Below are 23,536 nucleotides of genomic sequence, written 5' to 3'. Positions count from 1 at the left end.
CGGTCAGGCGGCCTGGAGGTGGGCCACGTGGCCCGCGTCCAGCTCCAGGTGCCGCCCGGAGAAGCCGGCCCGCATGCGCCGGTCGTGGGTGACCACGACCAGCGCGCCGGTGTAGCTCTCCAGCGCCTCCTCCAGCTCCTCCACCAGGGCGGGCGAGAGGTGGTTGGTCGGCTCGTCCAGCAGCAGCAGGTCCACCGGCTCGGTCACCAGCCGCGCCAGTTCGATCCGCCGCCGCTGGCCGTACGACAGCTCCCCGACCCGCAGTCGCAGGTCGCCGGGGTGGAACAGGCCCAGCGAGAGCAGCAACTCGGCGTGCTCCGCCGGGTCGCCCGGCCGGCCCTGGGCGAAGGCCCGCAGCACCGGCAGGGCCGGGTTCCACGGCGTCTCCTCCTGGCGGAGGTAGCCCACCTTCCCCCGCACCGCGACCGTGCCGCCGCCCGGCGTCAGCTCGCCGGCCAGCACCCGCATCAGGGTGGACTTGCCAGCGCCGTTCGGCCCGGTGACCAGCAGCCGCTCGCCCTGCCCCACGGTGAGGTACGGCAGGCGCAACCGCGAGCCCACCCGCACGTCGACCAGCTCGGCCACCGCCCGGGCCGGCTGGTGCCCGCCCGGGTTCTCGTGCGGGTGGCCGATGGCCGCGGTGAAGCGGAGCCGCTCGGGAGGCGGCGCGACCGGGTTGTCCTGCAGCGCGGTCAGCCGCTGGTGCGACTGCCGGATCCGGCTCATCGCCCCGTGGCTGCGCGAGCGGGCCCGCCACGCGCCGGTGCCCATCCCGGCCTGGGTGACCTTGCGCGGGATGGCGGCCAGCCGCCCGGCGTTGGCGGTGACCAGCGAGCTGTGCCGGTCGATCTCCAGCAGCCAGTCCTGGTAGGCCCGGATCATCGCCTGCCGCTCGGCCGCCTTGGCCGCGAGGTAGCCCTCGTAGCCGTTGCCGAACCGCCGCACCTGCCCGCCCTCGACCTCCAGGATCGTGGCGGTGATCCGCTCCAGGAACACTCGGTCGTGGGTGATCGCGACGACCGTGCCGCGATGCCCGCGCAGGTGGTTCTCCAGCCAGGTGACGGCCTGGTCGTCCAGGTCGTTGGTCGGCTCGTCGAGCAGCAGCAGCTCGGGCGACGACGCCAGCACCGCGGCGAGCGCGAGCCGCGCCCGTTCGCCGCCGGACAGGGTGCCGAGCGCCCGCGACCGGTCGAGGCCGGGCAGGCCCAGCCCGTCGAGGGCGATGTCGAGCCGCAGGTCGGCCTCGTACCCGCCACGGGCTTCGTAGCGGGCGAGCAGCTCGCCGTAGGTGTCGAGGTCGGTGAGGTCGGTCTCGGCCGCGCGGAGCTGGGCTTCCAGCTCCCGCAGGTCGGCCAGCGCCAGGTCCACGGCGTCCTGGACGCTGGCCTCGGCGGGCAGGTCGAGGGTCTGGGCGAGGTAGCCGATCCCGCCGGGCGCGCTCACGGTGAGCTCGCCGTTGTCCGGCGCGACGACGCCGGCGACCAGCTTGAGCAGGGTGCTCTTGCCGGAGCCGTTGTCGCCGATGATCCCGACCTTCTCGCCGGGCTTGACGGTGAGGGAGACCTGGTCGAGGACGACCCGGTCGTCGAAACGCTTGGTGACGGAGTCAAGGGTGAGTTGCGCGGTACGCATGTAAGCGTGCTCCTGTTGTCTCGGCATGGCTGAGGGCGGCGTGGTACGGCGGAGCGGGGCTCGACGCCGTACGGCGATCACAGGAACGACAACATGGGCGTTACGGTACACAAACCCAAGACAAGACGCAACGTCTCGTCTAGAAATTCTTCAGGAGATCTCGGCGGTCGCCGCCGTCTGAATGGCGGTCACCCGGTTGAGGAAGTCGAGGATGAGCTCCAACTGCTCGTCGGTGTAGCCCTCGTAGAGCTCGGCCAGCCCGTTCACCAGCGTCGCGAACAGGTCCTCGCCGCCGTGGAGCATCTCGGGGTTGATCTCGACCATGACCCGCCGGCGGTCCCGCGCGTCCCGCACCCGGCGCACGTACCACTTGGCCTCCAGCCGGTCGATCAGCCCGGTCACCGAAGCCGGGGCGAGCCCGGTGTGCTGCACGATCTCGCCCGCGCTCAGCGGGCCACGCCGCTGCAGCAGGTCGAGGGTCTTCTCCTCGCTCGGCCCCAGACCCATGCGCGCGGCGACCGCGCTATGGAACATCACGGCCGCCTGACTGTTCTCCCGCCCGGCCACGGTGAGGTCGTCGAGCAATTTCTTTCGGTGCTCCGAAATATCTCTGGACACGCCGTCTCCCGTCTGCCTAATATTTCGTTCAAGCGAACGAAAGGATATCACCATGAAGGTTTTGATCATCGGGTGCGGCATCGGCGGCCCGCTCACCGCGATGGCACTCCAGCGCGTCGGCATCGACGCCGAGATCTACGAGGCCTACGGCGACAGCGCCGTGGGCGTCGGCTCCTTCCTCAACGTCGCCTCCAACGGGCTCGACGCATTGCGCGTGCTCGACGCCCACAAAGCGGTCATGGCTGCAGGTATCCCCACTCCGCAGATGGTCATGTGGAACGGCAACGGCAAACGCCTGGGCGAGGTGCCCAACGGGATGGCCCTGGACGACGGCACGGTGAGCCACACCATCCAGCGGTCCGACCTCTACCGTGTGGTCCGCGACACCGCCCTGGCCCGGGACATCCCGATCACCTTCGGCAAGCGCCTGGTCTCCTTCGACGACACCGGCACCGGCGTGACCGCCCACTTCGAGGACGGCACCAGCGCCCGGGGCGACGTGCTGGTCGCCGCCGACGGTGTGCACTCCCGCACCCGCCAGGTCCTCGACCCCGGCGCCCCGGCTCCGCGCTACAGCGGCCTGTACAGCCTGGGCGGCCTGGTCAAGGACGGTGGCCTGCCCGGCGAGGTCGGGGTCTATCACATGATCTTCGGCAAGCGGGCGTTCTTCGGCTACACGGTCGCGCAGTCCGGCGACACCTGGTGGTTCGCCAACCTGCCCCGCGCCCTCGGCGACGTCCCGGCCCCGGCCAAGTCGGTCGAGGCGTGGCGGCCCCTGCTGGTCGAGGCGTTCGCCGACGACTTCATCGCCGCCTCCGACCTGCTCACCCGCACCAGGATCGACCCCGCCGTGCCGATCTACGACCTGCCGCCGCTGCCGCTGTGGCACCGGGGCCGGGTCATCCTCACCGGCGACGCCGCCCACGCCACCTCACCCAGTGCCGGGCAGGGCGCCTCGATGGCCGCCGAGGACGCGATCGTCCTGGCCCGCTGCCTGAGCACCGAGCGGGACCCGGGCCGGGCCTTCACCGCCTTCGAGCGGGCACGGCGCGAGCGGGTCGAGCGGGTGGTGGCGTACTCGCGGCAGATCAGCAACAACAAGGCGGCCGGGCCGGTGGGGCGGGTGCTGCGGGACCTGATGATGCCGTTCTTCCTCAAGCGCACGGCCAGCCAGACCAACCTGACCTGGCTCTTCCACCACCACGTCGACCTCGTCTGACCCTTCCTGCGAAGACCTGTTCTGGGGAAAGCCCGTCAGAGCAGTGCCAGGGCCGCCGCCACCGTCTCCGGACTCGCCGGGAGCAGCGGCAGCCGCACCCCCGCCGTCGGGATGAGTCCCTGGGCGGCGAGCACCCCCTTGATCACCGTCGGGTTGGGCTCGGCGAAGAGCGCCGCCGACAGCCTGGCCAGCCGCCCGCCGATCGCCCGGGCGCGCACCACGTCCCCCGCCGCCCAAGCCCCGGCCAGTTCCACGAACTCCCCGGTCGCCAGGTGCGCCGAGGCCAGGATGCCCCCGGCCGCGCCCAGCGCCAGCAGCGGCGAGGCCACCGCGTCGTCACCGGCGAGCACCGCGAAGTCCGGCGGCAGGTCACCGAGCAGGTCCATCGTCTCGCCGTCCACGCCGCCCCCGGCGTACTTGACCCCGGCGATCATCGGCAACGCGCCGAGCCGCCGCAACGCCCGCCCGCTCAGCGCCTGCCCGGTGCGGTAAGGGATGTGGTAGATCACGATCGGCACCGGCGACTCCGCCGCCAGCGCCTCGAAGTGCGCGATCACCCCCCGCTCACCCGGCCGAACGAACGACGGCACTGTCACCAGCGCGGCGGCTCCGGCGGGCAGGTCGCGCAGCGCCACGGCGGTCGCGCGGGTGTCCGGCCCGCCGGCCCCGACGATCAACCGCACTCCGCGCTCGCGGGTCACCCGCGCGCACACCTCGATCACCGCGGCGCGCTCGGCGGCCGTCAGGGTCGCCACCTCGCCGGTGGTGCCCAGCGCGACCAGCCCGGCCGCGCCCTGGTCGAGCACGTGGTGGCCCAGCTTCTCCACCGCGTCCAGCGCCACCTCGCCCTCGGCGGTGAAGGGCGTGATCAGCGGCACGAAGATTCCGTTCAGCATGGAACGAGCCTGACCCCGGAGCATCGTGCAGGTCCAGTTCAGGTTTCTACCGTCGAGCGTAAGCTGACCTGATGCTGGACCCTCGTAAGCTGCGCCTGCTGCGCGAACTCGCCCACCGCGGGACGATCGCCGCGGTGGCCGAGGCGCTCACCTTCACCCCCTCGGCCGTCTCCCAGCAGCTCGCCGCGCTGGAGCGCGAGGCCGGGGTGCCGTTGCTGGAGCGCACCGGGCGCACGGTGACGCTCACCCCGGCCGGGCGGCTGCTGGTCGAGCACGCGCAGGCCGTGCTGGAGGAGCTCGACCGGGCCTCGGCGGCGCTCGCGGCCACCCGGGAGGGACCCACCGGGCCGCTCCGGATCGGCGCCTTCCCGACCGTCACCCGCACGCTGGTCCCGGCGGCGCTCGCCGAGCTGCCGCCGGGGCTCGAACCGATGGTCACCGAGATCGACCCCGCCGACGTCTCGGCGGCGTTGCGAGCGGGTGAGCTCGACGTGGCGTTGATCCACGAGTACGACTTCGTGCCCTCGGTGATGGATGCCGGGGTCGAGTGCGCGCCCCTGTTCAGCGAGCCGATCTACCTGACCACCCGCGCCGCCCGGACCGCCCCCGCTGATCCGGCCGCCGCCGGTTCGCTCGCCGACGTGCGGGACGAGCCGTGGATCCTCAGCAAGCCCGGCACGCTCTGCCACACGATGGCCGTGCGCGCCTGCCACGCCGCCGGTTTCGAGCCTCGGGTGCGCCACTACATCGACGACTTCGACACCGTGCTCACCTTCGCCGCCGCCGGTCAGGGCGTCGCCCTGGTGCCGCGCCTGGCGGCGCCGGCCCCGCCCGCCGGGGTACGGCTGACGCCGCTGCCGATCAGCCGCCGCACCCTGATCGCCTTCCGGCGCGGGTACGGCGGGCATCCCGCGATCAGCGCCTTTCAGCGCGCCATGGCGGCCAGGATCGCCTCGACGACCTTCCCGCTCGGCGCGCCCTGCTCCTCGATCGGCAGGTTGTAGAGCCCGGCCGTGACCGCGACGACCAGGTCGAGGCTCGGCACGACGTAGAGCCGCTGCCCGCCGTTGCCGAACCCGCCCATCCACGGCTGCGGCGTCGGCCCGAGGTACCACTGGTGCGCGTACCAGAACTCGTCGGCGATCTTGAAGTGCGGCTCCATCGTGATGCCCTGGTCGAGCACGTACTGCCCGATCTTGGCCAGGTCGCGGGGCGTGAGCCGCAACCCCGAGGCCGCCCGCACCACCCCGTCGGCCCCGGCCGACCACTCGAACCGGTCGATGCCGAGCGGCTCGAACAGCACCTTCCTGGCGTAGTCGTCCAGCCGCAGGCCGGTGCCCTTCTCGATCAGCCGCGCCACCAGGGCGCTCGCGCCGCTGGAGTAGGTCCAGGTACGGCCCGGCGGCTCGACCTGCGGCTGCTCCAGGATGAAGCGGAAGCGGTCGGGCGCGAACTCCATCGCGATCTCGCTGTTGGCCGTGCTCGTGTACGGGGCGCTCTCGTCCCAGAGCAGGCCCATCGTCATGGTCAGGGCGTGCTCGACGGTCAGCTCGGCCCGGCCGGGGAGCTCGGGGTACTCGGGGAACTGCGCCATCAGCGGCTCTTCGGGGGCGGCGACCTGGCCGTCGCCCAGCGCCTTGCCGTACAGCAGACCGACCACGCTCTTGGTCACCGAGCGGATGTCGTGCAGCGTCTCCGGCCCGAAGGTCACGTTGCCGAGCGCCTGGTCGAGGTGGAAGTCCTCGCCCTCGCCGTACCGCTCGTGGATGATCTCGCCGCCACGCCGTACGACCAGGCCGTGGAGGGCCGGGTGCCAGGCGTCGCTTGTCCAGTCGTGAGTCATGCGTCCCTGTCTAAAGCCTCACACGGTGTCAGCCACAAGCCCTTGACTGTGGTTGACCCATGCCAGTTGAGATTTGTTGGAACAAATGGCAAGAAAGCCCTGGAAATGCCCGGCAAAGTGCGCATACTGAAGGAACCCCGGTTCAGGAGCGCATCATGCGGAAGACGCCCCCTCGCATGACATCCCCAGCGGAACTCCTCGACACGAGCGAGTTCCTGCCTCTCGTCGCAGTGGACTTCACTGGCATCTACGCGGTGCACCTCGCCGCGAAGGACGAGCGGCTCAAGATGACGCGGCTGGCCATGAGCCTGCTGTCGGTGCCGTTCGCCGCGGCCATCGCCCTGGCGAGCACCAAGGTCATCGACCCGGCCAGCCTCACCTCCTGGCACGAGGTGCCGTGGTACCTCTTCGCCCTGGTCGCCGCGTTCGGCCTGCTCGGCGTGCTGCCCTTCCTGCGCATGATCGAAGCGGTCAACGCCCACGCCAGGACCGCCCGGGCGATCAACAACTTCCGGCTGCTGTACACCACGCGGCTGCGGGACCAGCTCGACTGGGTGCCCAACCTGCCGCTCGACCCGCGCTTCCCCGAGACCTACGCCCCGCTGACCTGGCCCGGCATCAACGTGATGATGCTCGCCCTGGTCAACTCCACCTACCTCACCGTCGGCGTCACCGGCCTCAGCGGCCAGGCGCCCCACCTGCTCCTGCTGCTGACCGGCATCCTCATGGTCGCGCTGGTGCACTACTCGGTCTACTACGTGCGCTGCAACGTCACCCGGCGCCGGCGCCTTCCCCACGATCCCTACCTGGAGAACTGAATGCACGGCCCCGTCGAATGGGCGTCTTGTGGGGAGGCGTGGTTGTGGCTCATGCGGCATGTCCGGGCGTACGGCACGCCCGCCGACGACGACCGCGGGCCCATCCTCGAAGCGCCCGCCGTCCTGTTCACCATCAAGCAGATCAGCCACGACGACCCGCTCCTCGCCCGGCACGGCGACCCGGTCAAGGCCGCCCTGTACGCGCGCAAGTTCACCGAGGAGCAGGTCGTGGCGCCCTTCAAGTACAGCTACGGCGAACGCATCAACGGGCAGCTCACCTGGGCCGCCGACGTGCTGCGACGCAAGCCGTACAGCAAGAGCGCCTGGATCTCGCTGACCCGGCCGGCCGAGCCGCCCAACGAGGTGCCCTGCCTGGCCGGGGTCGCCTTCCGGATCCGGCAGGACCGCCTCGTCCTCACCGCCGCGTTCCGCTCGCAGAACGCCTACACGAGCTACCTGAATTATGTGCCGCTCTCAGACGTCCAGGCCGGGATGGCGCGGAATCTCGGCCTGGGCTGCGGCCCCATGCACGTCTTCGTCGCGGTGCCGCACCTGTACCTGAGCGACCTGACGGAGGTCTCCACCCTCACCGGCTGACCCGGCCCCGCCGCTCAGGCGGGGCTGGAGGCCGGTGCGGTGGACAGCGGCGCGGCGATCTCCTCCAGGCCGCGCCGCTCGGCCTTCACCCCCAGGAGCAGCTCCACGATGCCCGCCGCGATCATCACACCGGCTCCGATGGCGAACGCCAGCGCCGTCTTGCTCGGGTCCGCGGTCTCCACCAGCGAGGCGAAGATCAGCGGTCCGGCGATGCCGCCCGCCGCGGTGCCGATGGCGTAGAAGAAGGCGATGGCCATGGCCCGCGTCTCCATCGGGAAGATCTCGCTCACCGTCAGGTAGGCCGCCGACGCCCCGGCCGAGGCGAAGAACAACACCACGCACCAGCACGCGGTCAGCGTGACCGCGGTCAGCACGCCCTGGTTGAACAACCACGCCGTGCCCAGCAGCAACAGCCCCGACCCGATGTAGGTCGCCGAGATCATCGGGATCCGTCCCACGGTGTCGAACAGCGGCCCGAGCAACAGCGGCCCGAGGAAGTTGCCGACGCAGATGACCGCGAAGTAGTAGCCGGTGTTCGTGTCGATCCCGAAGAAGGTGGACAGGATCTGCGCGTAGCCGAAGGTGATCGCGTTGTAGAGGAAGGCCTGCCCCAGGAAGAGCGACAACCCGAGGACCGTGCGCTTCGGATAGAGCGCCACCAGCGTGTGCGCGATCCGCACGAAGCCGATCGACTTGCGGGTGTGGATCGTCATCGAGGTCTCCGGCTCCGGCAGCCGCGCGCCCGTCTCGCGCTCGACCTCCTCCTCGATGTCGCGGACGATCGCCTCGCCCTCCTCGCCCCGGCCGTGGATGAACAACCACCTCGGGCTCTCCGGCACGTTCTTGCGCACCAGCAGGATGCCCACGCCCAGCACCACGCCCAGCCCGAAGGCGATCCGCCAGCCGACGTTCACCGCGAAGTTGTTCAGCAACGGCACGGTCAGCAGGGCTCCGATGCCCGCGCCCAGCCAGAAGCTGCCGTTGATGATGATGTCGATCCGCCCCCGGTGCCGGCTGGGGATCAGCTCGTCGATCGCCGAGTTGATCGCCGCGTACTCCCCGCCGATCCCGAACCCGGTCAGGAACCGGAACAGGAAGAACCACCAGGCGCTGAAGGAGAAGGCCGTGGCCGCCGTGGCCACCAGGTAGACCAGCAACGTGATGATGAACAGCCGCTTGCGCCCGAACTTGTCGGTCAGCCAGCCGAAGAACAACGCCCCCGTGCAGGCCCCGGCCACGTAGAGGGCCGCGGCGAGCCCGGCGACCTGGGCTTGGGTGATTTCCAGACCGCTGCCCGGCTTGGCGAGCTGGGCGGAGAGATTCCCGACGATGGTCACTTCGAGACCGTCGAGGATCCAGACCGTGCCGAGACCGATAACGATCATCCAGTGCCATCGAGACCATGGAAGCCGGTCAAGGCGAGCGGGGACCTTGGTGGTGACTGTGCCCGTCATACCGGTGACGCGATACCCAGAAGCCCCCGACAAATGCCGTCCGATCCCCGCAAGAGGGACTCAACCGCTCTGCAATCCGCGCCCACTAGATTGCCTGGGATGAAAGCCCGGATCACCCACACTGCCGTCCACCTCCCGAAGGACACGCTGGCCAGCGACGAGGTCGAGCGCAGGATCGAGGGGTTCCGGCCGCCGCGAGGGATCGTGGAGCGGATGACCGGCATCAGGCGGCGCCACGTCGCGGCCCCGCACGAGCAGGCCTCCGACCTGGCCGCAGCCGCCGCCAGCAACCTCGGGACCGACCTGAGCGACGTGGATCTGCTGATCTTCGCCTCGGCCTCCCAGGACATGGTGGAACCGGCCACCGCGCACATCGTCGCCGCCAAGCTGGGCCTGAGCTGCCCGGTGTTCGACGTCAAGAACGCCTGCAACAGTCTGCTCAACGGCGTCCAGGTGGCCGAGGCGCTGATCCTCACCGGGGCCCACCGGCGGGTGCTGGTGGTCACCGGCGAGGTCCCGTCGCGGGCGATCCGGTGGCAGGTGCGAGACCGGGCACAGTTCGTGGACTCCTTCGCCGGCTACACGCTGTCCGACTCGGGGGCGGCGGTGCTGCTGGCGGCCGACCCGCAGCGCGGGATCTTCTACCGCGACTTCTCGGCCGACTCCACCGCGTGGGCGATCGGCACGCTGCCCGGCGGAGGCACCGCCCATCCCCGCGACCCCGAGTACAGCTACTTCCGCGGCGACGGGCGGCGGCTGAAGGAGGCCTTCGAGCTGGTCGGGCCGACGCTGTTCCTCAACGCGCTCAAGCAGACCGACCTGACCTGGAACGACTTCGCGATGGTGGCCGTGCACCAGGTGGCTCTGCCGTACCTGCACTTCCTGGCCAGGTCGCTGGAGATCCCGGAGGAGAAGCTGGTGCTGAGCCTGCCCGAGCACGGCAACTGCGCGTCGGCTACCCTGCCGCTGCAGTTGTCCATGGGCGGCTGGCGGCCGGGCGATCGGGTGGCCATGCTCGGCCTCGGCGGAGGGATCAGCCTGGGCGTCATGTTCGCCGAGATGTGAACCCCCACCGACCACCCCGCACCCCGAGATCAGGAACGTGAACCACGAGACCCGGCTCCACCTCGCCGCCCATCCCGTCGCCTACCCGCTGCTGCGGCTGCTGGCGAGGATGGGCCCGGTGGTGCGGGTCCCGGGCCTGGGCGTGGTGGTGAACGACGCGGCCGTCGCCCGGACCGTGCTGATGGACGCCGACTTCCGCAAGGACGGCCCGGGCTCGCCGGGCGACCTGTGGACGCCGGTGCTGGGACCGTCGGTGCTGCTCAACATGGAGGGCGAACCGCACGCGGCGCTGCGCGCGAAGCTGGCGCCGCTGTTCACCCCCGCGTCGGTGCGAGCGCTGGTGGCCGACGTGCTGGCCGGGCCGCTGGCCGAGCTGGACGCCCGGCTGGGCCGGGGCGAGCGGGTCGATCTGGTGGACACGATGCGGCTGATGGCCGGCGCGGTGATCTGCCGCGCGGTGGGCCTCGGCGAGGTCTCGGAGGCCAAGGCCCGCGAGCTGTTCGCCGACGGCGAGCGGGTCGTGTCGATGGTGTCGTTGCGCACCCGTGGCCTTTCCGAGCGCCAGGTCGGCCTCGCCAAGCAGGTGCTGGACAAGATCGGGGACATCGCCGCCACCGCCTACCACGCGGGCGACCCGGCGACGGTGATGGGCCGGATGCGGGAGCTGGACCTGTCGGAGGCCGAGGCGCGCGGCGCGGCCGGGGCCTTCTTCCTGACCGGCACCGAGACGGTGGCCACCTTCGTCCCCCGGCTGATCGCGCTGCTGCACGACCACGACGCCCTGAATGCCGGGCTCGACCTGGACCGGGCGATCGAGGAGGCGATGCGGGTCACGACGCCGACCCCCGTGATGTTGCGCTCGGTGGCCCGGCCGACCGCCGTGGGCGGGCTGCCGGTCCGGCCGGGCGACCGCGTCGTGATCGCCACGCATTCGTGCGCCCGCGCCTACGGCGGCTTCGACCCCGGCCGGCCGCACCCGCCCGAGCTGCGGCGGCTGTGGTTCGGCGCCGGGCCGCACTTCTGCATCGGCTACCCGCTGGCGCTGGCCGAGATCCGGGCGGTGGCGGGCGTCGTGTTGCGGCACCGCGTGCGGATCGTGCGCCGGCGCGCGGCCCGGCGGGTGTTGCTGCCCACCTACGCGCACCTGTGGATCGAGGCGAGCTGAGCCGTGCGGGTCGCCGTCACCGGGGCGTCGGGGTTCGTGGGCGGGGCGGTCGTCCGGGCCGCCGCGGCGCGAGGGTGGGAGGTCTTCGCCTTCGGCCGCCGCGCGCACGCCGAGACCGGCGGTGTGCCGTACCGATCCTGGGACCTGACCCGCGGGCCCCGGCCCGAGCTGCGGGTGGACGCGGTGGTGCACTGCGCCGGCAGCGTGACCGACTGGGGCGACGCGGCGGAGATCTGGCGGGCGAACGTGACCGGCACCCGGACCGTGCTGGAGACCTTTCCGGACGCGCGGCTGGTGCACGTGAGCACGGCCAGCGTCTACGACCCCTTCCGGCCGACCGTGCGGGCGCGGGAGGAGGAGGCCCCGGTGGCGCGGTACGTCAACGCCTACGGCGCCTCGAAGGCGGCGGCGGAGCGGCTGGTCGCGGGCCGGGCGGTGATCCTGCGGCCGCACGCGGTCTACGGGCCCGGCGACACCACGCTGCTGCCCCGGGTGTTGGGCGCGGTCCGGGGCCGGTGGCTGCTCGCGGTCGGCGGGGGCGACCAGCTCGTCAGCCTCACCGCGGTGGACAACCTCGTCCGGGCCTGCCTGCTGGCTGTGGACCACCCGGAACCGGCCGTCTACAACGTGACCGACGCCGAGCCGGTGCGGCTGGACGACGCGTTGCGGGCCCTCCTGCGCGAGCGCGAGATCGACGCCGTCCCGCGTTACCTGCCCGCCCGGCTGGCGCATGCGGTGGCCGCGGTGAGCGAGCGGCTGTCGGCCACGCCCCGGCTGACCCGTTACGCCGTCGGCCATCTCGCGGTGGAGCGCACCCTCGACATCTCCAGAGCCCGCGACCGCCTCGGCTACGCCCCCGCCCCCACCTCCTTCACCGGCGCAGCAGCCTGGTGACCTGAACCGGCTTACGAGCCTGGGCACCAGCAAGGTGGCTCAGCTCGGTTTGCGGGCCTCCACCAGCAAGATGGCTCAGCTCGGTTTGCGGGCCTCCACCAGCCAGGTCGCGAACCACGGCCCGCCGTACCAGAACCGCCAGCCGAGGTTGCGCCGCCGCACGTCGGCACCGCCGAGCCCGCGCAGGACCTCCTCGTCCGCCTCGCTCCCCTGGACCTCGGCGAGCAACACCCGCCCGCCCGGCCGCACGACCCGGAAAGCCTCCGCGACCGCCCGCGCCCGCCCTTCGGCATCCCGGAGATCCCGCAGAGCCAGGCTGGAGATGACCACCTCGAACGAGCCGTCCGCGAAGGGCAGGTCCCGCAGATCCCCGACAGCCGCCCCGGACGCGGACCCAGCCCGCACCAGCAAGGACCTTCGGCCCAGCTCCAGCACGCTCTCCCCACCGCCCGGCCCCAGCAGCTCCGCCCAGACCCTGGCCCTGCCCCACCCCATCGTGTAGCCGTAGCTCGCCGCGCTCAGCGCCGTGTACAGCGCACCGGCCAGAAAGGCCACCCCCGCCGGCGCGGCCCCGGTCGAGAACCCGGCGACCGCCAGCGCGACCAGGACGAACGTCCCCAACACCAGTCCCAGGAACGGACCAGGGGCGTCGAATCCGCGGTGTCGGCGCATCCCCGCGTTATTTGAAGTGCTCCCCATGGCTAGGACCGGGGGATTCCAGCCAGCCCAGTGCCCGCCGTAGCGTGGCCCTGAGCTGCTGTTGCTTGGCGGTTCGCCTTCCGGCCCACCCGATTGGGAGGTTTGCGGGCCCCAGCCCGCACACCCGGTCGGGGTCGTGCGTGCTCCGCTCTTCCGGCGGTGAGGATGTTCTTGGCGGCGTTCACGTCGGCGTGGTCGGTATGGCCGCACGAGGTGCACCGGAAGACCGCTTGGCTCTCGCGGGACTTGCGGTCGACCATCGTGCACACGTTGCACGTCTGACTCGTGTACGCCGGATCAACGGTGATCACGCTGGTGCCCGTGTACCGAGCCTTGCTGCGGGTGGCCAGCTCGATCCGATACCAGCCCTTGTCCAGAATGCTGCGATTCAGGCCTGACTTGGCCGCAGCCCCATTCGGCAGGAACGCGCCCGGCCGTCTGGGATCGGGTCTGGGTTCGACGGCGGCGGTCATGTTCTTGGTCCTCAGCGCCTCGAACACGACCAGCTCGAAGCCGGTGGCCAAGGTGTGGGCGGTCTTGGCGGCGAAGTCCCTGCGACGGCTGCGGACCCTTCGCACCATGTCGGCGACCCGCGCCGCGGCCAGTGTGCGCCGCCGGCTGCCCTTCTGGGTGCGGGCCAGGTCACGCTGTAGCTTTTTGATGTGCTCGACCTCCCGATCGCGGGCGAACACCCGGTGGTGGAACACGCCGTCGGAGCGGGAGACGATCTTGGCCACGCCCCGGTCGGTCCCCACGGCGCTGCCCGGGCTGGTGTGCCGTTCGGGCGGGGCGATGCTGTCCTCGACGAGGAAGCTGATGGACCAGTACCTGCCGTCGCGGGAGACGGTGGCGTTCTTGATCTTCCCTCCGAGCGGGCGGGTGATGCGGAAGCGAGCCCAGCCGAGCTTGGGGAGTTTCGCCCGTGCCCAGCACCGGTTGAGCCGCTCGATGGTGATCTTTCCGCCTTCGGGGAAGCGGAAGCTCGGGGCGTCCCCGGTCCGCGACTTCCAGCGAACTTTCCACGTTCCGTACCTGGCACAGGCCCGGTCCAGGTCGATGAGCGTCTGTTGAAGGCAGTGACCGGGCACGTCGGCCAGCCACTCGAATGCGCCCTTGGCTTCCACCAACTGGCCGGCTTGGTCGTGGTAGCCGATGAACGCGCCCCGACGCCGGAAGGCGCGCCGTTGTTCCAGGCCGGTGTTCCACACGCTGCGACAGGCTCCGCCGATCCGCTCGGCGAACTCAGCCTGCTCCTCGGTGAGGCCCAGGCGGTACTTGCGTCCGGTCAGCATGATGCCTCACCGGCTCTTCCGGTTCTCGGCATACCGTTCGACGTCTTCCAGGCGCGCCCCACCCACGCTGGCCAAGAAGCAGGAGGTGGTCCACAGCGTCGACTTCCAGCTCGGAAAATCCCGGCGCAGGACGCGCGAGGAACGGCCCTTGCTGGCCTTGACCGGCTTGTGGATCCCGAGCTGCGGGTTCACTCCGGCCGGCGGGTGAACGTGACCGGGCGTGACTTCCAGGTCCACCACCACGCCCCTTTCTCCTCGCTCATCCCTCTTCGATTACCTCGCGGATCAGCTCTATCAGCCGCGCACCGATCCGCCTGCCGAGCACGCGCCTGCGATATTTGGTGCACCACCCCACGTGAATGCCGCGCTGGACGCGATGTCGCTGGTCGCGCATACGGTCACAGCCACATAGATCAAAATACAGCGTTGGCTTACCACCGCTCCAAGATTCGACAGAAGGGCTTACGCCATGGCTGAGGCCAAGGCCCCATGCCCTGGAACTCCGATCGCAATCAGCCCTTGCCCGTGAATTGACAAGACCCGATCTGCACGTTGGCGCTTCCATCCAGGTGCCGTTACTAGCCTGTGAGAGATCTGCTGGTAACGGGGGTTGAACAGGCATGACAGGCGGAGAGCGCGGTTTCGGGCTCGGTAGGTGCGTCGCGCTGACGCTCGGTTCGGCGCTGGTCTGGGGGACCGCCCACCTGGCCACCGGGCACAAGCGCACGGGCATGGTCCTGCTGACCGCCTGGGCGCTCCTGGCCGCGCTCGTGGCCACGCTCGTGCTGGTCGGCGGCCCCGGCCTGCTCTCGCTGGCGGTCCAGCCGGGCTGGCTGACCGCCTTCGCCGTCGCGCTCGCCACCGTCGCCGCGGTGTGGACGATCGTCATCGTCTGGTCCTACGTCCTGGTCCGGCCGGCCAACCCCACCCCCGGGGCCCGCGTGGGCAGCATCGGCCTGGCCGCCGCGCTGTGCGCCCTGATCATCGCGCCCAGCGCCTACGCCACCCGTCTGGCCTACCTCTCACACGACGTCGTGACCAGCGTGTTCTCCCCCACCAGCACCCCGGTGATCGCCCAGGACCCGTGGAACGGCGCCAAGCGGGTGAACATCCTGCTGATCGGCGCCGACGCCGCGCCCAACCGCCCGGGCGTGCGCACCGACAGCATGACCGTCGCCAGCATCGACACCGCCACCGGCGCGACCACGCTCTTCGGCCTGCCGCGCAACCTGCAGAACGTGCAGTTCCCGCCCGGCCCGGCCCGCCAGCGCTTCCCCTACGGCTTCACCGGCGAGCCGCCCTACACGCCCGGCCTGCTCAACGAGGTCTTCCAGTACGCCGAGGACTACCCCGAGATGGTCCCGGGCGTGCACAGGGGCCAGCGCGGCCCGGCCCTGCTCAAGCGCACCGTCGGCAGCATCCTGGGCCTGCCGGTGCCGTACTACGCGATGGTCGACATGGCGGGCTTCGCGCAGATCATCGACGCCATGGGCGGCGTGAAGGTGACCATCAGGGAGCCGATCACCTACGGCAAGTACAGCGAGGGCTACCTGCCCGCCGGCACTCGCAAGCTCTCCGGCCAGGAGGCCCTCTGGTACGGCAGGAGCCGCACCAACAGCGACGACTACGTGCGGATGGGCCGGCAGAAGTGCCTGCTGAACGCGGTGGCCAAGCAGGCCGACCCGATCACCGTGCTGAACAGCTTCGAGAAGCTCGCCACCGCCACCAAGCGGGCGATCTCCACCGATCTGCCGCAGAGCCTGCTGCCCGCGCTGATCGACCTCGCGGCGAAGGTGAAGGGCACGCAGATCAAGAGCCTGCAGTTCGTGCCCCCGCTGATCAGCACGGTCTACCCGGACTGGGACCTGATCCAGCAGAAGGTGGACGCGGCCATCGCCGACCGCCCGGCGCACCGCTCGGCGACCGCCAAGGCGGCTCCCGCGCCCGGCGCCCGGCCTTCGGCGTCCTCGCACCCCGACCGCCCGGTCTCCCTCGACGAGGCCTGCGGCTAGCGCCGGACGAGCACGGTGGTGCCGACCGGCAGGCGGGGGAAGAGCCGGTCGGCGATGTGCAGCGGCATGCGGACGCACCCGTGCGAGGCGGCCCGCTTCGGCACCTCGACCGAGCCGTGCAGGGCGATCCCGCCGTTGAAGTAGACCGGCTTGTACATGGCGCCGAGCGGGCCGTCCTCCCAGCCGTGCACCCGGCGCTGGACCCGGAACTCGCCGACCGGCGTGACCGCGTAGCCGCAGTGGGCCTTCAGGCAGTAGTGCCGGTTCGCCCCGGTCGAGACGTGCGCGATCAGCCGCAGCTTGCCGCGTTCGTAGTGGAACAGCAGTTGGTCGCCGAGGTCGACGACCACTCCGTCCCGCACCGGCCGGCGGATCTTGCGGGGCCGCTTCAGCGCCCGCTCCGTGGCGGGGGTGACCCGCGAGACCGGCTTCAGCCCGTTGAGCTTCTGCAGGGCCCAGAGCGCGGTGGCGGTCTCCTCGGTGAACACCCCGTCCACCACGCCGGGATCGAAGCGCAGCTTGGCCAGCCGCTCTTCCACTTCCAGAATCTGCTGGTCAAGCATGGTTTCGAGTCAAGCACCCCGCGCTTCGGGCCAGGCCGGACTTGACCTTCTCCATAATTCCGACTTGACGAGAGGGGAATCTGGCTCTTTGATGTGCACATAGCCGACTGATTAAGTAGGAATTAGGGAGAACCCATGAAGATCCGCGCGGTGGTCGCCGCCCTCTCGCTCACCCTCCTGGCGGCCGCCTGCGGAAGCGGCGCGGAGACCGGCGCGGGCGGCGCCGCCAAGGAGGTGCGGCTCGGCTACTTCCCGAACATCACCCACTCCACCGCCCTGGTCGGCGTCGAGAAGGGCTTCTACGCCAAGCACCTGGGCGTCCCGGTCAAGACCAGCACCTTCAACGCCGGACCCGCCGCCATCGAGGCGATCTTCTCCGGCGCCATCGATGCCACCTACATCGGCCCCAACCCCGCCATCAACGCCTGGGCCAAGTCCAAGGGCGAGGCGATCAGGATCGTCGCCGGCTCCGCCTCCGGCGGCGTCTACCTGGTCACCAAGCCCGAGATCAACGGCGTCGCCGACCTCAAGGGCAAGAAGATCGCCACCCCGCAGCTCGGCAACACCCAGGACGTCGCCCTGCGCTACTGGCTCAAGCAGAACGGCCTGAACACCGACACCAAGGGCGGCGGCGACGTGCACATCGTCCCGCAGGAGAACTCCCAGACCCTGCAGACCTTCGCCACCGGCGACATCGACGGCGCGTGGGTCCCCGAGCCCTTCGCCAGCCGCCTGGTCCTGGAGAGCAAGGGCAAGATCCTGCTCGACGAGCGCGAGCTCTGGCCGGACAAGCAGTTCGTGATCACGCACCTGATCGTCCGCCAGGCCTGGGCCGAGCAGAACCCCGACCTGCTCAAGAAGCTGATCCAGGCGCACGTCGAGTCGACCACGTTCATCAACGCCGACCCCAAGGCCGCCGCCCAGACCGTCAACGCCGCCATCGAGAAGCTCACCCAGAAGCCGCTCAAGCCCGAGGTCCTGGACAGCGCGTTCAAGAACATCACCTTCACCAACGACCCCATCGCCTCGTCGCTGACCGGCAGCGCCGAGCACGCCGTCCAGGTCGGGCTGCTGGAGCCGGTGGACCTGACCGGCATCTACGACCTGAAGCTCCTCAACGAGATCCTGACCGCCCAGGGCCAGCAGTCGATCGCCGACAAGTAGGAGGCCACCCCACATGACCGCTCCGCTCACGGAGCAGGCCACCAGCCGGACCGACGGCCACGCGGTCCGGCTGGACGCCGTCTCCAAGATCTACGGCCACGGCGCGCGCAGCCTGCTGGCCCTCGACCACGTCTCCCTGTCCGTACGGCCCGGCGAGTTCGTCTGCCTGCTGGGCGCCTCCGGCTGCGGCAAGAGCACACTGCTGAACCTGGTCGCCGGGCTCGACCAGGTCAGCAGCGGCGAGATCGCCACCTCCGGCTCCCGCATCGCCATGATGTTCCAGGAGCCGGCCCTCTTCCCCTGGCTGACCGTCCAGGCCAACGTCGAGATGGCCATGCGCGCCGACGACATCGCCAAGCCGGTACGGCAGGCCAGAGCCGAGGAGCTGCTCGACCTCGTGCACCTCGGCGGCTTCGGCGCCAAGCGCCCGCACGAGCTGTCCGGCGGCATGCGCCAGCGCGTCGCCCTGGCCCGGGCGCTCGCCCAGGACGCCGGGGTGCTGCTGATGGACGAGCCGTTCGGCGCGCTCGACGCCATGACCCGCGACCTGCTCCACGACGAGCTGGAGCGCATCTGGCGCGAGCGCGAGCTGGCCGTGCTGTTCGTCACGCACAACGTCCGTGAGGCCGTGCGGCTGGGCGACCGGGTCATCCTGCTCAGCAGCCGGCCCGGCCGGGTGGTCGAGGAGTTCCCCGTCGAGCTGGCCCGGCCCCGCCGTACCGACTCGGCGGAGGTCGCCACGCTCGCCGGGAAGATCACCGACCGGTTGCGCGAGGAGGTCTCCCGCCATGGCTCTTGACGTCAAGGACACCCCGTCGCAGGACCGCGACACCACCTCGCACGAGCGGCGCATCACCGGGCTCGACGCCCTCGAACTGGTCACCGAGCAACGGGCCGGGCTGGCCGGCCGGATCTGGGGACGCGCCTGGCCCATGCTGACCGCGGTGGCGCTCGTGCTGGCCGTCTGGCAGCTCGTGGTGCTGAGCGGGCGCTGGCCCGAGTACGTGCTGGCCGGTCCGGTCACCACCTTCCAGGAGCTGTGGCATCGGCTCGGCGAGCCCGAGTTCTACCAGGCGCTGGCCACCACGATGCGGCGCGCGGTCACCGGGTTCGCGCTCGCGGTGCTGATCGGCCTGGTCATCGGCGCCTCGGTGTCGCGGATCAAGATCCTGCGCGCGGCGTTCGGCTCGCTCATCACCGGCCTGCAGACCATGCCGTCGATCGCGTGGTTCCCCTTCGCGATCCTGCTGTTCGGGCTGACCGAGTCGGCCATCCAGTTCGTGGTCATCCTCGGCGCCGCGCCATCGATCGCCAACGGCCTGATCGCGGGTGTGGACTACACGCCGCCGCTGCTGCTGCGCGCCGGGCACGTGCTCGGCTTCCGCCGGCTGCAGCTCTACCGGCACGTCATCCTGCCCGCGTCGCTGCCCAGCTTCCTGGCCGGGCTCAAGCAGGGCTGGGCCTTCGCCTGGCGTTCGCTGATGGCCGGCGAGCTGATGGTGATCATCGCCTACCAGGCCTCGCTCGGCGAGCAGCTCGCCATCGCGCGCGAGCTGTCCGACTCGCCGGGGCTGATCGGCACGATGATCGTCATCCTGGCGATCGGCATCTTCATCGACCTGCTCTTCGAGGCGGCCGACCTGTCGCTGCGCCGCCGCTGGGGCCTGCACCAGGAACGATGAGGCTCTCCGCGAGGACCCAGTACGCCCTGCGGGCGGTGAGCGAGCTGGCCGCCGCCCCGCCGGGTCCCGTCCCGGCCGAGCGGATCGCGCTGGCCCAGCACATCCCGCGCCGCTTCCTCGACAACATCCTGCTGCAACTGCGCCGGGCCGGGATCGTGCACAGCCTCCGGGGGCCGGACGGGGGCTACTGGCTGGCCCGCCCGGCCGCCGACATCACCCTGGCCGACGTGATCGACGTCGTGGAGGGCCGGCCGGAGTACCAGGCCGACTACCCCGGGGTGGCGCAGCCGCTGGCCGAGGTCTGGAACGCCCTGCGCGAGCACGAGGAGCGGCTGCTCACGGAGATCACCTTCGCCCAGATCGTCCGGCCCTGAGCGCTCAGACCGTCTCGTCGAGGTGGTCGGCGTAGTAGGCCGCCGGCCGCTCGTAGCCCCCCAACTGCTCCTTCTCCGCCAGCAGGTGCAGCAACTCCCCGACCGCCTCGCGGGAGCGCCCCAGGTTGTAGCAGGCCATCGCCCGGAAGGCGCGCAGCGCCGGATCGCCGCGGAACTCCGCCAGCCCCCGGTCGAAGGCGGCCACCGCGTCCTCGAAACGCCCGATCACCCGCAACGTGCTGCCGTAGCCGGTCCACAGTCCCAGCCGGTCCTCCTGCGCGAGTTCCAGGGCCCGCTCGTAGTACGGCACCGCCTCGTGCTCCAACCCCATCCGGTCGTGCTGGTAGGCGGTCTGCCGCAACAAATCCGGATCATCCGGGCGCTCGGCGAGCCGCGCCAGCAAGTCGTTCAGCTTTTCCTCATCAGACATGCGCGCAGTATGTCATCATCGTCGGCAACGGAAACGGTTTTCATTTCGGACCAGGAGGTGCCGCCGTGCGCGTGGCTTTCGTCGGCAAGGGAGGCAGCGGGAAGACCACCTTCTCCGCGCTCTTCAGCAGGTTCGTCGCCCGGCAGGGCCGGCCGGTGGTCGCCATCGACGCCGACATCAACCAGCACCTCGCCCTGGTCCTCGGCCTCGACCGGCAGCCGGAGCCGCTCGGCGCGCACCTGAACGAGATCAAGGAGTTCCTGCGCGGCGACAACCCGCGCATCCTCAGCGCCGAGGAGATGCTCAAGACCACCCCTCCCGGCCGTGGCTCCCGCCTGCTCGGCCTCGACGGCCTGCCGTACACCATGGAGACCCCGCACGGCCTGCGGCTGATGGCCACCGGGCCGTTCAGCGAGGACGACCTGGGCGTCGCCTGCTACCACTCCAAGATCGGCGCGGCGGAGCTGCTGCTCAACCACCTCGTCGACGGGCACGACGAGTACGTGGTGGTCGACATGACCGCCGGGGCCGACGCCTTCGCCTCGGGGCTGTTCACCCGCTTCGACCTGACCGTGCTGGTCGCCGAGCCGACCCGGCAGGGGGTGAGCGTCTTCCAGCAGTACCGCGAGCACGCCGCCGACTTCGGCGTCAGCCTGGCCGTGGTCGGCAACAAGGTGCACACCGCGCACGACGTGGAGTTCCTGCGCGAGCACGTGGGCGACGCGCTGCTCACCTGGATGGAGCACTCGGCCGCCGTGCGCGCCCTGGAGCAGGGCCGGCCCTTCGAGCTCGACGACCTGGAGCCGGCCAACTCAGAAGCCCTGGCGATGGTGCTCAAGCACCTCGACTCGCAGGAGAAGGACTGGGCGCGCTTCGGCCGCCAGGCCGCCGAGTTCCACCTGAAGAACGCCCGCGCCTGGGGTGACGCACGGGCCGGACGCGACCTCGCCGACCAGATCGACCCGGGGTTTGTGTACGGAAGGATCTAGTTTTGTCCCCTTTGCGGCTTCCCCCGGAGAACCTAGCGTCAAAGAGATCCCTTCGAGAGGAGACAGCATGTCGCTGACCGTTCCCAACGATCTGCTCGACCAGGCCAAGCTCGGTGAGGTGGACGACCAGGCCTTCGTGGACTGCGTCCGCGAGTCCCTGCCGTACGCCTGGTCGGTGATCAGCGGCCTGGTCCAGCAGCGTGAGACCACCGGCGCCGAGTTCGCCGACAACCACGTCCCGCCGCCCGACGAGGCGGCCCGCGGGCAGCTCCTGCGCTGCCTGGCCAGCGACGCCATGCGCAGCGCGCTAGAGCGTCACTTCGGCGTACGGCTCGCCTTCCAGAACTGCCACCGGGTCGCCGTCTTCGACCCGTCGGCCGAGAGCGCGCTGCGCGAGTTCGTGACGCCCCGCGCGCAGATCCTCAACCAGAAGCCGGAACTCGTCGACTGCTGACGTTTCCTGCTCCTCACCGGGCGGGCGGCCCCGCCCGCCCGGTGAGGCGGGGCAGCACCTCGGCCCCCAGCCGCCGGATCGACCCGGCCGGATCGCCGGTCGCCTCGACCATCAGCAGCAGCCGCCGCAGCCCGGTGGCCTGCGCGGTGCGCGCGATCACCTCTGCGCAGTGCTCGGGCGAGCCCACCGGGTGCACCCGCGTCAGGAAGTCCACGTACGCGCCGGTGTCGCGGCGCGTCCGCTCCCGCCCGTCCACGGTGACGTAGCCCGCCAGGCCCGGCTCCAGCCAGGCGGGCATCCGCTCCCTGACCTCCTGCACCGCGACGGCCGTGCTGCCGGCGACGTGCGCCACCACCACCGCCACGTGCTCGGCGGGCGAGCCGCCGTAGGAGTCGAGCATCTCGCGCTTGCCCGCGTCGTCCAGGTGCATGCCGAGCAGCATCGGCAACCCGCGGGCCGCGGCCAGCCGTACGGTGGGCTCGGAGGTGCAGGCGACCACCGGCCGCAGCCGCGCGGCGGGCACCATCGCCACCTCGCGGAAGGCGAAGAACTCCCCCGCCGCCGCCACCGCCCGATCATCGGACAGGCAGGCGCACAGCAGGTCCAGCGCCTCGGGGAAGCCGCGCTCGAACCGTTCCACGCCGGTGCCGAAGACCTCCAGGTCCACCCACGGCCCGCCCCGGCCGACCCCGAGCGTGAAGCGGCCACCGGACAGGTGGTGCAGCATCGCCGCCTGCTCGGCCAGGGCGACCGGGTGCTGCGTGGACAGCACGCTGACCGCGGTGCCCAGGCCGATGCGCCGGGTCCGGCCGAGGGCGAGCGCGGCGAGCGTGACCGGCGAGGGGCAGACGCCGTAGGACATGAAGTGGTGCTCGGCGAGCCACACGTCGTCGAACCCGGCCTGCTCGGCGGCCACGACGGCGTCCAGGGTCTGGGTGAGGGTCACTTCCGGAGGAATGCCGGGAAAACCGGCCGCGATGAGAAATATCCCGATCCGCACACCCCAGCTCTTACCCGAAGAGCGAGAGCTGGCCCTCCCCGGCGAGCGGATCGCGGTGTCGCTTGAGGTGCCGCCACTGCGGCAGGTCGTCGAGATACGACCACGACAACCGGTGATGCTCGGTCGGCCCGAACTCGGCCAGCGCCGCCTGGTGCACCGGCGACGGGTAACCCGCGTTCTCCGCGAAGCCGAACTCCGCCCGGCCCAGCGTCGCCATGAACGCGTCCCGCCGCACCTTGGCCAGCACGGAGGCGGCGGCCACCGAGATCGAGGCCGCGTCCCCGCGCACCTCCAGCCGCACCGGCCAGGGCGGGCCGATGTAGTCGTGGGAGCCGTCGAGGATGACGAAGTCGGGCCGCGCGGGCAGCGCCCCCAGCGCCCGGCGGGCGGCCCGGCGCAACGCCTCGGTCATGCCGAGGGTGTCGATCTCCTCGTGGGAGGCTTCGCCGTACCCGATGCCGGTGGCCCACGTGGCGATCTCGGCGGCCAGCGACTCGCGGCGGGCGGCCGAGAGCTGCTTGGAGTCGGTGAGCCCGGCGGGCGGCTCGGACAGGTCGGTGACGACCGCGCAGACCAGCACCGGGCCGGCCCAGGCGCCCCGGCCGACCTCGTCCACCCCCGCCACCAGGGTCCCCGGCCGGGCGGTCAGCAACCGTTCGATGTCATACGTGGGCAC

General features: G+C 71.0%; 25 protein-coding genes and 1 pseudogene. 14 read left to right on the top strand and 12 right to left on the bottom strand.

Annotation, left to right across the window (positions count from 1 at the left end; genetic code table 11):
• Window positions 1–3: 3 nt before the first annotated feature.
• Window positions 4–1,632, bottom strand: a complete 1,629-nt coding sequence (locus AB0I67_RS27210) for a TlrC/CarA/OleB/SrmB family ABC-F type ribosomal protection protein (RefSeq protein ID WP_357928631.1) — start codon at window positions 1,630–1,632, stop codon at window positions 4–6.
• Window positions 1,633–1,782: 150 nt separating this feature from the next.
• Window positions 1,783–2,250 carry a MarR family transcriptional regulator gene (locus AB0I67_RS27205; RefSeq protein WP_357928628.1) on the bottom strand — a complete coding sequence of 156 codons (468 nt, stop codon included), beginning with the start codon at window positions 2,248–2,250 and terminating at the stop codon, window positions 1,783–1,785.
• Window positions 2,251–2,302: 52 nt separating this feature from the next.
• On the opposite strand from AB0I67_RS27205, the gene AB0I67_RS27200 reads away from it, so the two are divergent.
• Window positions 2,303–3,469: an FAD-dependent monooxygenase gene (locus AB0I67_RS27200; RefSeq protein WP_357928625.1), complete on the top strand. Its 1,167-nt coding sequence runs from the start codon at window positions 2,303–2,305 to the stop codon at window positions 3,467–3,469.
• A gap of 35 nt (window positions 3,470–3,504) precedes the next feature.
• Here the strand turns inward: AB0I67_RS27200 and AB0I67_RS27195 are convergent, their stop codons facing one another.
• Window positions 3,505–4,365 carry a 4-hydroxy-tetrahydrodipicolinate synthase gene (locus AB0I67_RS27195; RefSeq protein ID WP_357928623.1) on the bottom strand — a complete coding sequence of 287 codons (861 nt, stop codon included), beginning with the start codon at window positions 4,363–4,365 and terminating at the stop codon, window positions 3,505–3,507.
• Window positions 4,366–4,436: 71 nt separating this feature from the next.
• Between AB0I67_RS27195 and AB0I67_RS27190 the strand changes: the two genes are divergently transcribed.
• Window positions 4,437–5,369, top strand: coding sequence for a LysR family transcriptional regulator (locus AB0I67_RS27190; protein WP_357928620.1), 933 nt, complete (start codon window positions 4,437–4,439; stop codon window positions 5,367–5,369).
• Here the strand turns inward: AB0I67_RS27190 and AB0I67_RS27185 are convergent.
• On the bottom strand, window positions 5,291–6,208 hold the full coding sequence (locus AB0I67_RS27185) for a serine hydrolase domain-containing protein (protein ID WP_357928617.1): 918 nt from the start codon (window positions 6,206–6,208) through the stop codon (window positions 5,291–5,293). The genes AB0I67_RS27190 and AB0I67_RS27185 overlap by 79 nt on opposite strands.
• A gap of 176 nt (window positions 6,209–6,384) precedes the next feature.
• Here AB0I67_RS27185 and AB0I67_RS27180 point away from each other — a divergent pair, with 176 nt between their 5' ends.
• On the top strand, window positions 6,385–7,026 hold the full coding sequence (locus AB0I67_RS27180) for a hypothetical protein (protein ID WP_357928614.1): 642 nt from the start codon (window positions 6,385–6,387) through the stop codon (window positions 7,024–7,026).
• Between the two features lie 51 nt (window positions 7,027–7,077).
• Window positions 7,078–7,623 (top strand): hypothetical protein, encoded by a 546-nt coding sequence (locus AB0I67_RS27175; RefSeq protein ID WP_357928611.1) that lies wholly within the window; start codon window positions 7,078–7,080, stop codon window positions 7,621–7,623.
• Window positions 7,624–7,637: 14 nt separating this feature from the next.
• Here AB0I67_RS27175 and AB0I67_RS27170 read toward each other — a convergent pair whose 3' ends face one another.
• On the bottom strand, window positions 7,638–9,008 hold the full coding sequence (locus tag AB0I67_RS27170) for an MFS transporter (protein WP_357928608.1): 1,371 nt from the start codon (window positions 9,006–9,008) through the stop codon (window positions 7,638–7,640).
• Window positions 9,009–9,176: 168 nt separating this feature from the next.
• Here AB0I67_RS27170 and AB0I67_RS27165 point away from each other — a divergent pair, with 168 nt between their 5' ends.
• From AB0I67_RS27165 to AB0I67_RS27155, 3 genes are read left to right on the top strand one after another with little or no spacing between them, the layout of a single operon-like run.
• Window positions 9,177–10,142: a 3-oxoacyl-[acyl-carrier-protein] synthase III C-terminal domain-containing protein gene (locus AB0I67_RS27165; protein WP_357928606.1), complete on the top strand. Its 966-nt coding sequence runs from the start codon at window positions 9,177–9,179 to the stop codon at window positions 10,140–10,142.
• A 37-nt stretch (window positions 10,143–10,179) separates the two neighbouring features.
• Window positions 10,180–11,307 carry a cytochrome P450 gene (locus AB0I67_RS27160; protein ID WP_357928604.1) on the top strand — a complete coding sequence of 376 codons (1,128 nt, stop codon included), beginning with the start codon at window positions 10,180–10,182 and terminating at the stop codon, window positions 11,305–11,307.
• Between the two features lie 3 nt (window positions 11,308–11,310).
• Window positions 11,311–12,201 (top strand): NAD-dependent epimerase/dehydratase family protein, encoded by an 891-nt coding sequence (locus tag AB0I67_RS27155; RefSeq protein ID WP_357928601.1) that lies wholly within the window; start codon window positions 11,311–11,313, stop codon window positions 12,199–12,201.
• 75 nt (window positions 12,202–12,276) lie between these two features.
• On the opposite strand, the gene AB0I67_RS27150 is transcribed toward AB0I67_RS27155, so the two are convergent.
• The 3 genes and pseudogenes from AB0I67_RS27150 to tnpA all read right to left on the bottom strand — a co-directional run bounded on the left by AB0I67_RS27150 (window position 12,277) and on the right by tnpA (window position 14,600).
• Window positions 12,277–12,873 (bottom strand): class I SAM-dependent methyltransferase, encoded by a 597-nt coding sequence (locus tag AB0I67_RS27150; RefSeq protein WP_357928599.1) that lies wholly within the window; start codon window positions 12,871–12,873, stop codon window positions 12,277–12,279.
• 29 nt (window positions 12,874–12,902) lie between these two features.
• On the bottom strand, window positions 12,903–14,192 hold the full coding sequence (locus tag AB0I67_RS27145; protein ID WP_357928596.1) for a transposase: 1,290 nt from the start codon (window positions 14,190–14,192) through the stop codon (window positions 12,903–12,905).
• Between the two features lie 6 nt (window positions 14,193–14,198).
• Window positions 14,199–14,600, bottom strand: a pseudogene (gene tnpA, locus AB0I67_RS27140) (IS200/IS605 family transposase).
• Between the two features lie 212 nt (window positions 14,601–14,812).
• Here tnpA and AB0I67_RS27135 point away from each other — a divergent pair.
• A complete protein-coding gene (locus AB0I67_RS27135; RefSeq protein WP_357928593.1) occupies window positions 14,813–16,204 on the top strand; it encodes an LCP family protein in 1,392 nt (463 codons plus the stop codon).
• Here AB0I67_RS27135 and AB0I67_RS27130 read toward each other — a convergent pair.
• Window positions 16,201–16,767, bottom strand: coding sequence for a L,D-transpeptidase family protein (locus AB0I67_RS27130; protein WP_357928590.1), 567 nt, complete (start codon window positions 16,765–16,767; stop codon window positions 16,201–16,203). The two genes, AB0I67_RS27135 and AB0I67_RS27130, sit on opposite strands and share 4 nt — an antisense overlap.
• A 135-nt stretch (window positions 16,768–16,902) precedes the next feature.
• Between AB0I67_RS27130 and AB0I67_RS27125 the strand changes: the two genes are divergently transcribed.
• Genes AB0I67_RS27125 through AB0I67_RS27110 form a run of 4 tightly spaced genes read left to right on the top strand, consistent with a single transcriptional unit; the run spans window position 16,903 to window position 19,987 of the window.
• Window positions 16,903–17,931 (top strand): ABC transporter substrate-binding protein, encoded by a 1,029-nt coding sequence (locus AB0I67_RS27125; RefSeq protein ID WP_357928587.1) that lies wholly within the window; start codon window positions 16,903–16,905, stop codon window positions 17,929–17,931.
• A 13-nt stretch (window positions 17,932–17,944) separates the two neighbouring features.
• Entirely contained in the window at window positions 17,945–18,730 is a 786-nt protein-coding gene (locus AB0I67_RS27120) for an ABC transporter ATP-binding protein (RefSeq protein WP_357928584.1), read from the top strand.
• Window positions 18,720–19,613, top strand: a complete 894-nt coding sequence (locus AB0I67_RS27115) for an ABC transporter permease (RefSeq protein WP_357928581.1) — start codon at window positions 18,720–18,722, stop codon at window positions 19,611–19,613. Before AB0I67_RS27120 ends, AB0I67_RS27115 begins: the two co-directional genes overlap by 11 nt.
• A complete protein-coding gene (locus AB0I67_RS27110; RefSeq protein ID WP_357928579.1) occupies window positions 19,610–19,987 on the top strand; it encodes an Rrf2 family transcriptional regulator in 378 nt (125 codons plus the stop codon). The genes AB0I67_RS27115 and AB0I67_RS27110 overlap by 4 nt, the downstream gene beginning before the upstream one ends.
• Before the next feature lie 4 nt (window positions 19,988–19,991).
• On the opposite strand, the gene AB0I67_RS27105 is transcribed toward AB0I67_RS27110, so the two are convergent.
• Window positions 19,992–20,417, bottom strand: a complete 426-nt coding sequence (locus tag AB0I67_RS27105; protein WP_357928576.1) for a tetratricopeptide repeat protein — start codon at window positions 20,415–20,417, stop codon at window positions 19,992–19,994.
• 65 nt (window positions 20,418–20,482) lie between these two features.
• Between AB0I67_RS27105 and AB0I67_RS27100 the strand changes: the two genes are divergently transcribed.
• Window positions 20,483–21,406 (top strand): ATP-binding protein, encoded by a 924-nt coding sequence (locus AB0I67_RS27100; protein ID WP_357928574.1) that lies wholly within the window; start codon window positions 20,483–20,485, stop codon window positions 21,404–21,406.
• Between the two features lie 67 nt (window positions 21,407–21,473).
• On the top strand, window positions 21,474–21,860 hold the full coding sequence (locus AB0I67_RS27095) for an SCO5389 family protein (protein WP_357928572.1): 387 nt from the start codon (window positions 21,474–21,476) through the stop codon (window positions 21,858–21,860).
• Between the two features lie 13 nt (window positions 21,861–21,873).
• Here the strand turns inward: AB0I67_RS27095 and AB0I67_RS27090 are convergent, their stop codons facing one another.
• Together AB0I67_RS27090 and AB0I67_RS27085 are read right to left on the bottom strand one after the other, a co-directional pair.
• Window positions 21,874–22,860, bottom strand: a complete 987-nt coding sequence (locus tag AB0I67_RS27090) for an LLM class flavin-dependent oxidoreductase (RefSeq protein WP_357928569.1) — start codon at window positions 22,858–22,860, stop codon at window positions 21,874–21,876.
• A gap of 10 nt (window positions 22,861–22,870) precedes the next feature.
• Window positions 22,871–23,536, bottom strand: coding sequence for a ribonuclease HII (locus tag AB0I67_RS27085; protein WP_357928567.1), 666 nt, complete (start codon window positions 23,534–23,536; stop codon window positions 22,871–22,873).

Origin of the sequence: Nonomuraea sp. NPDC050310, from assembly GCF_040655795.1 — a bacterium.
Lineage (GTDB): Bacteria > Actinomycetota > Actinomycetes > Streptosporangiales > Streptosporangiaceae > Nonomuraea.
This window is presented reverse-complemented; position numbering and strand designations above follow the sequence as displayed.

Coding starts and splice junctions, on each gene's coding strand:
- AB0I67_RS27210 (WP_357928631.1), bottom strand. CDS start 1,632: ATGCGTACCGCGCAACTCACCCTTGACTCCGTCACCAAGCGTTTCGAC.
- AB0I67_RS27200 (WP_357928625.1), top strand. CDS start 2,303: ATGAAGGTTTTGATCATCGGGTGCGGCATCGGCGGCCCGCTCACCGCG.
- AB0I67_RS27195 (WP_357928623.1), bottom strand. CDS start 4,365: ATGCTGAACGGAATCTTCGTGCCGCTGATCACGCCCTTCACCGCCGAG.
- AB0I67_RS27190 (WP_357928620.1), top strand. CDS start 4,437: ATGCTGGACCCTCGTAAGCTGCGCCTGCTGCGCGAACTCGCCCACCGC.
- AB0I67_RS27185 (WP_357928617.1), bottom strand. CDS start 6,208: ATGACTCACGACTGGACAAGCGACGCCTGGCACCCGGCCCTCCACGGC.
- AB0I67_RS27180 (WP_357928614.1), top strand. CDS start 6,385: ATGACATCCCCAGCGGAACTCCTCGACACGAGCGAGTTCCTGCCTCTC.
- AB0I67_RS27175 (WP_357928611.1), top strand. CDS start 7,078: ATGCGGCATGTCCGGGCGTACGGCACGCCCGCCGACGACGACCGCGGG.
- AB0I67_RS27170 (WP_357928608.1), bottom strand. CDS start 9,008: ATGATCGTTATCGGTCTCGGCACGGTCTGGATCCTCGACGGTCTCGAA.
- AB0I67_RS27165 (WP_357928606.1), top strand. CDS start 9,177: ATGAAAGCCCGGATCACCCACACTGCCGTCCACCTCCCGAAGGACACG.
- AB0I67_RS27150 (WP_357928599.1), bottom strand. CDS start 12,873: ATGCGCCGACACCGCGGATTCGACGCCCCTGGTCCGTTCCTGGGACTG.
- AB0I67_RS27145 (WP_357928596.1), bottom strand. CDS start 14,192: ATGCTGACCGGACGCAAGTACCGCCTGGGCCTCACCGAGGAGCAGGCT.
- AB0I67_RS27135 (WP_357928593.1), top strand. CDS start 14,813: ATGACAGGCGGAGAGCGCGGTTTCGGGCTCGGTAGGTGCGTCGCGCTG.
- AB0I67_RS27130 (WP_357928590.1), bottom strand. CDS start 16,767: ATGCTTGACCAGCAGATTCTGGAAGTGGAAGAGCGGCTGGCCAAGCTG.
- AB0I67_RS27125 (WP_357928587.1), top strand. CDS start 16,903: ATGAAGATCCGCGCGGTGGTCGCCGCCCTCTCGCTCACCCTCCTGGCG.
- AB0I67_RS27120 (WP_357928584.1), top strand. CDS start 17,945: ATGACCGCTCCGCTCACGGAGCAGGCCACCAGCCGGACCGACGGCCAC.
- AB0I67_RS27115 (WP_357928581.1), top strand. CDS start 18,720: ATGGCTCTTGACGTCAAGGACACCCCGTCGCAGGACCGCGACACCACC.
- AB0I67_RS27110 (WP_357928579.1), top strand. CDS start 19,610: ATGAGGCTCTCCGCGAGGACCCAGTACGCCCTGCGGGCGGTGAGCGAG.
- AB0I67_RS27105 (WP_357928576.1), bottom strand. CDS start 20,417: ATGTCTGATGAGGAAAAGCTGAACGACTTGCTGGCGCGGCTCGCCGAG.
- AB0I67_RS27095 (WP_357928572.1), top strand. CDS start 21,474: ATGTCGCTGACCGTTCCCAACGATCTGCTCGACCAGGCCAAGCTCGGT.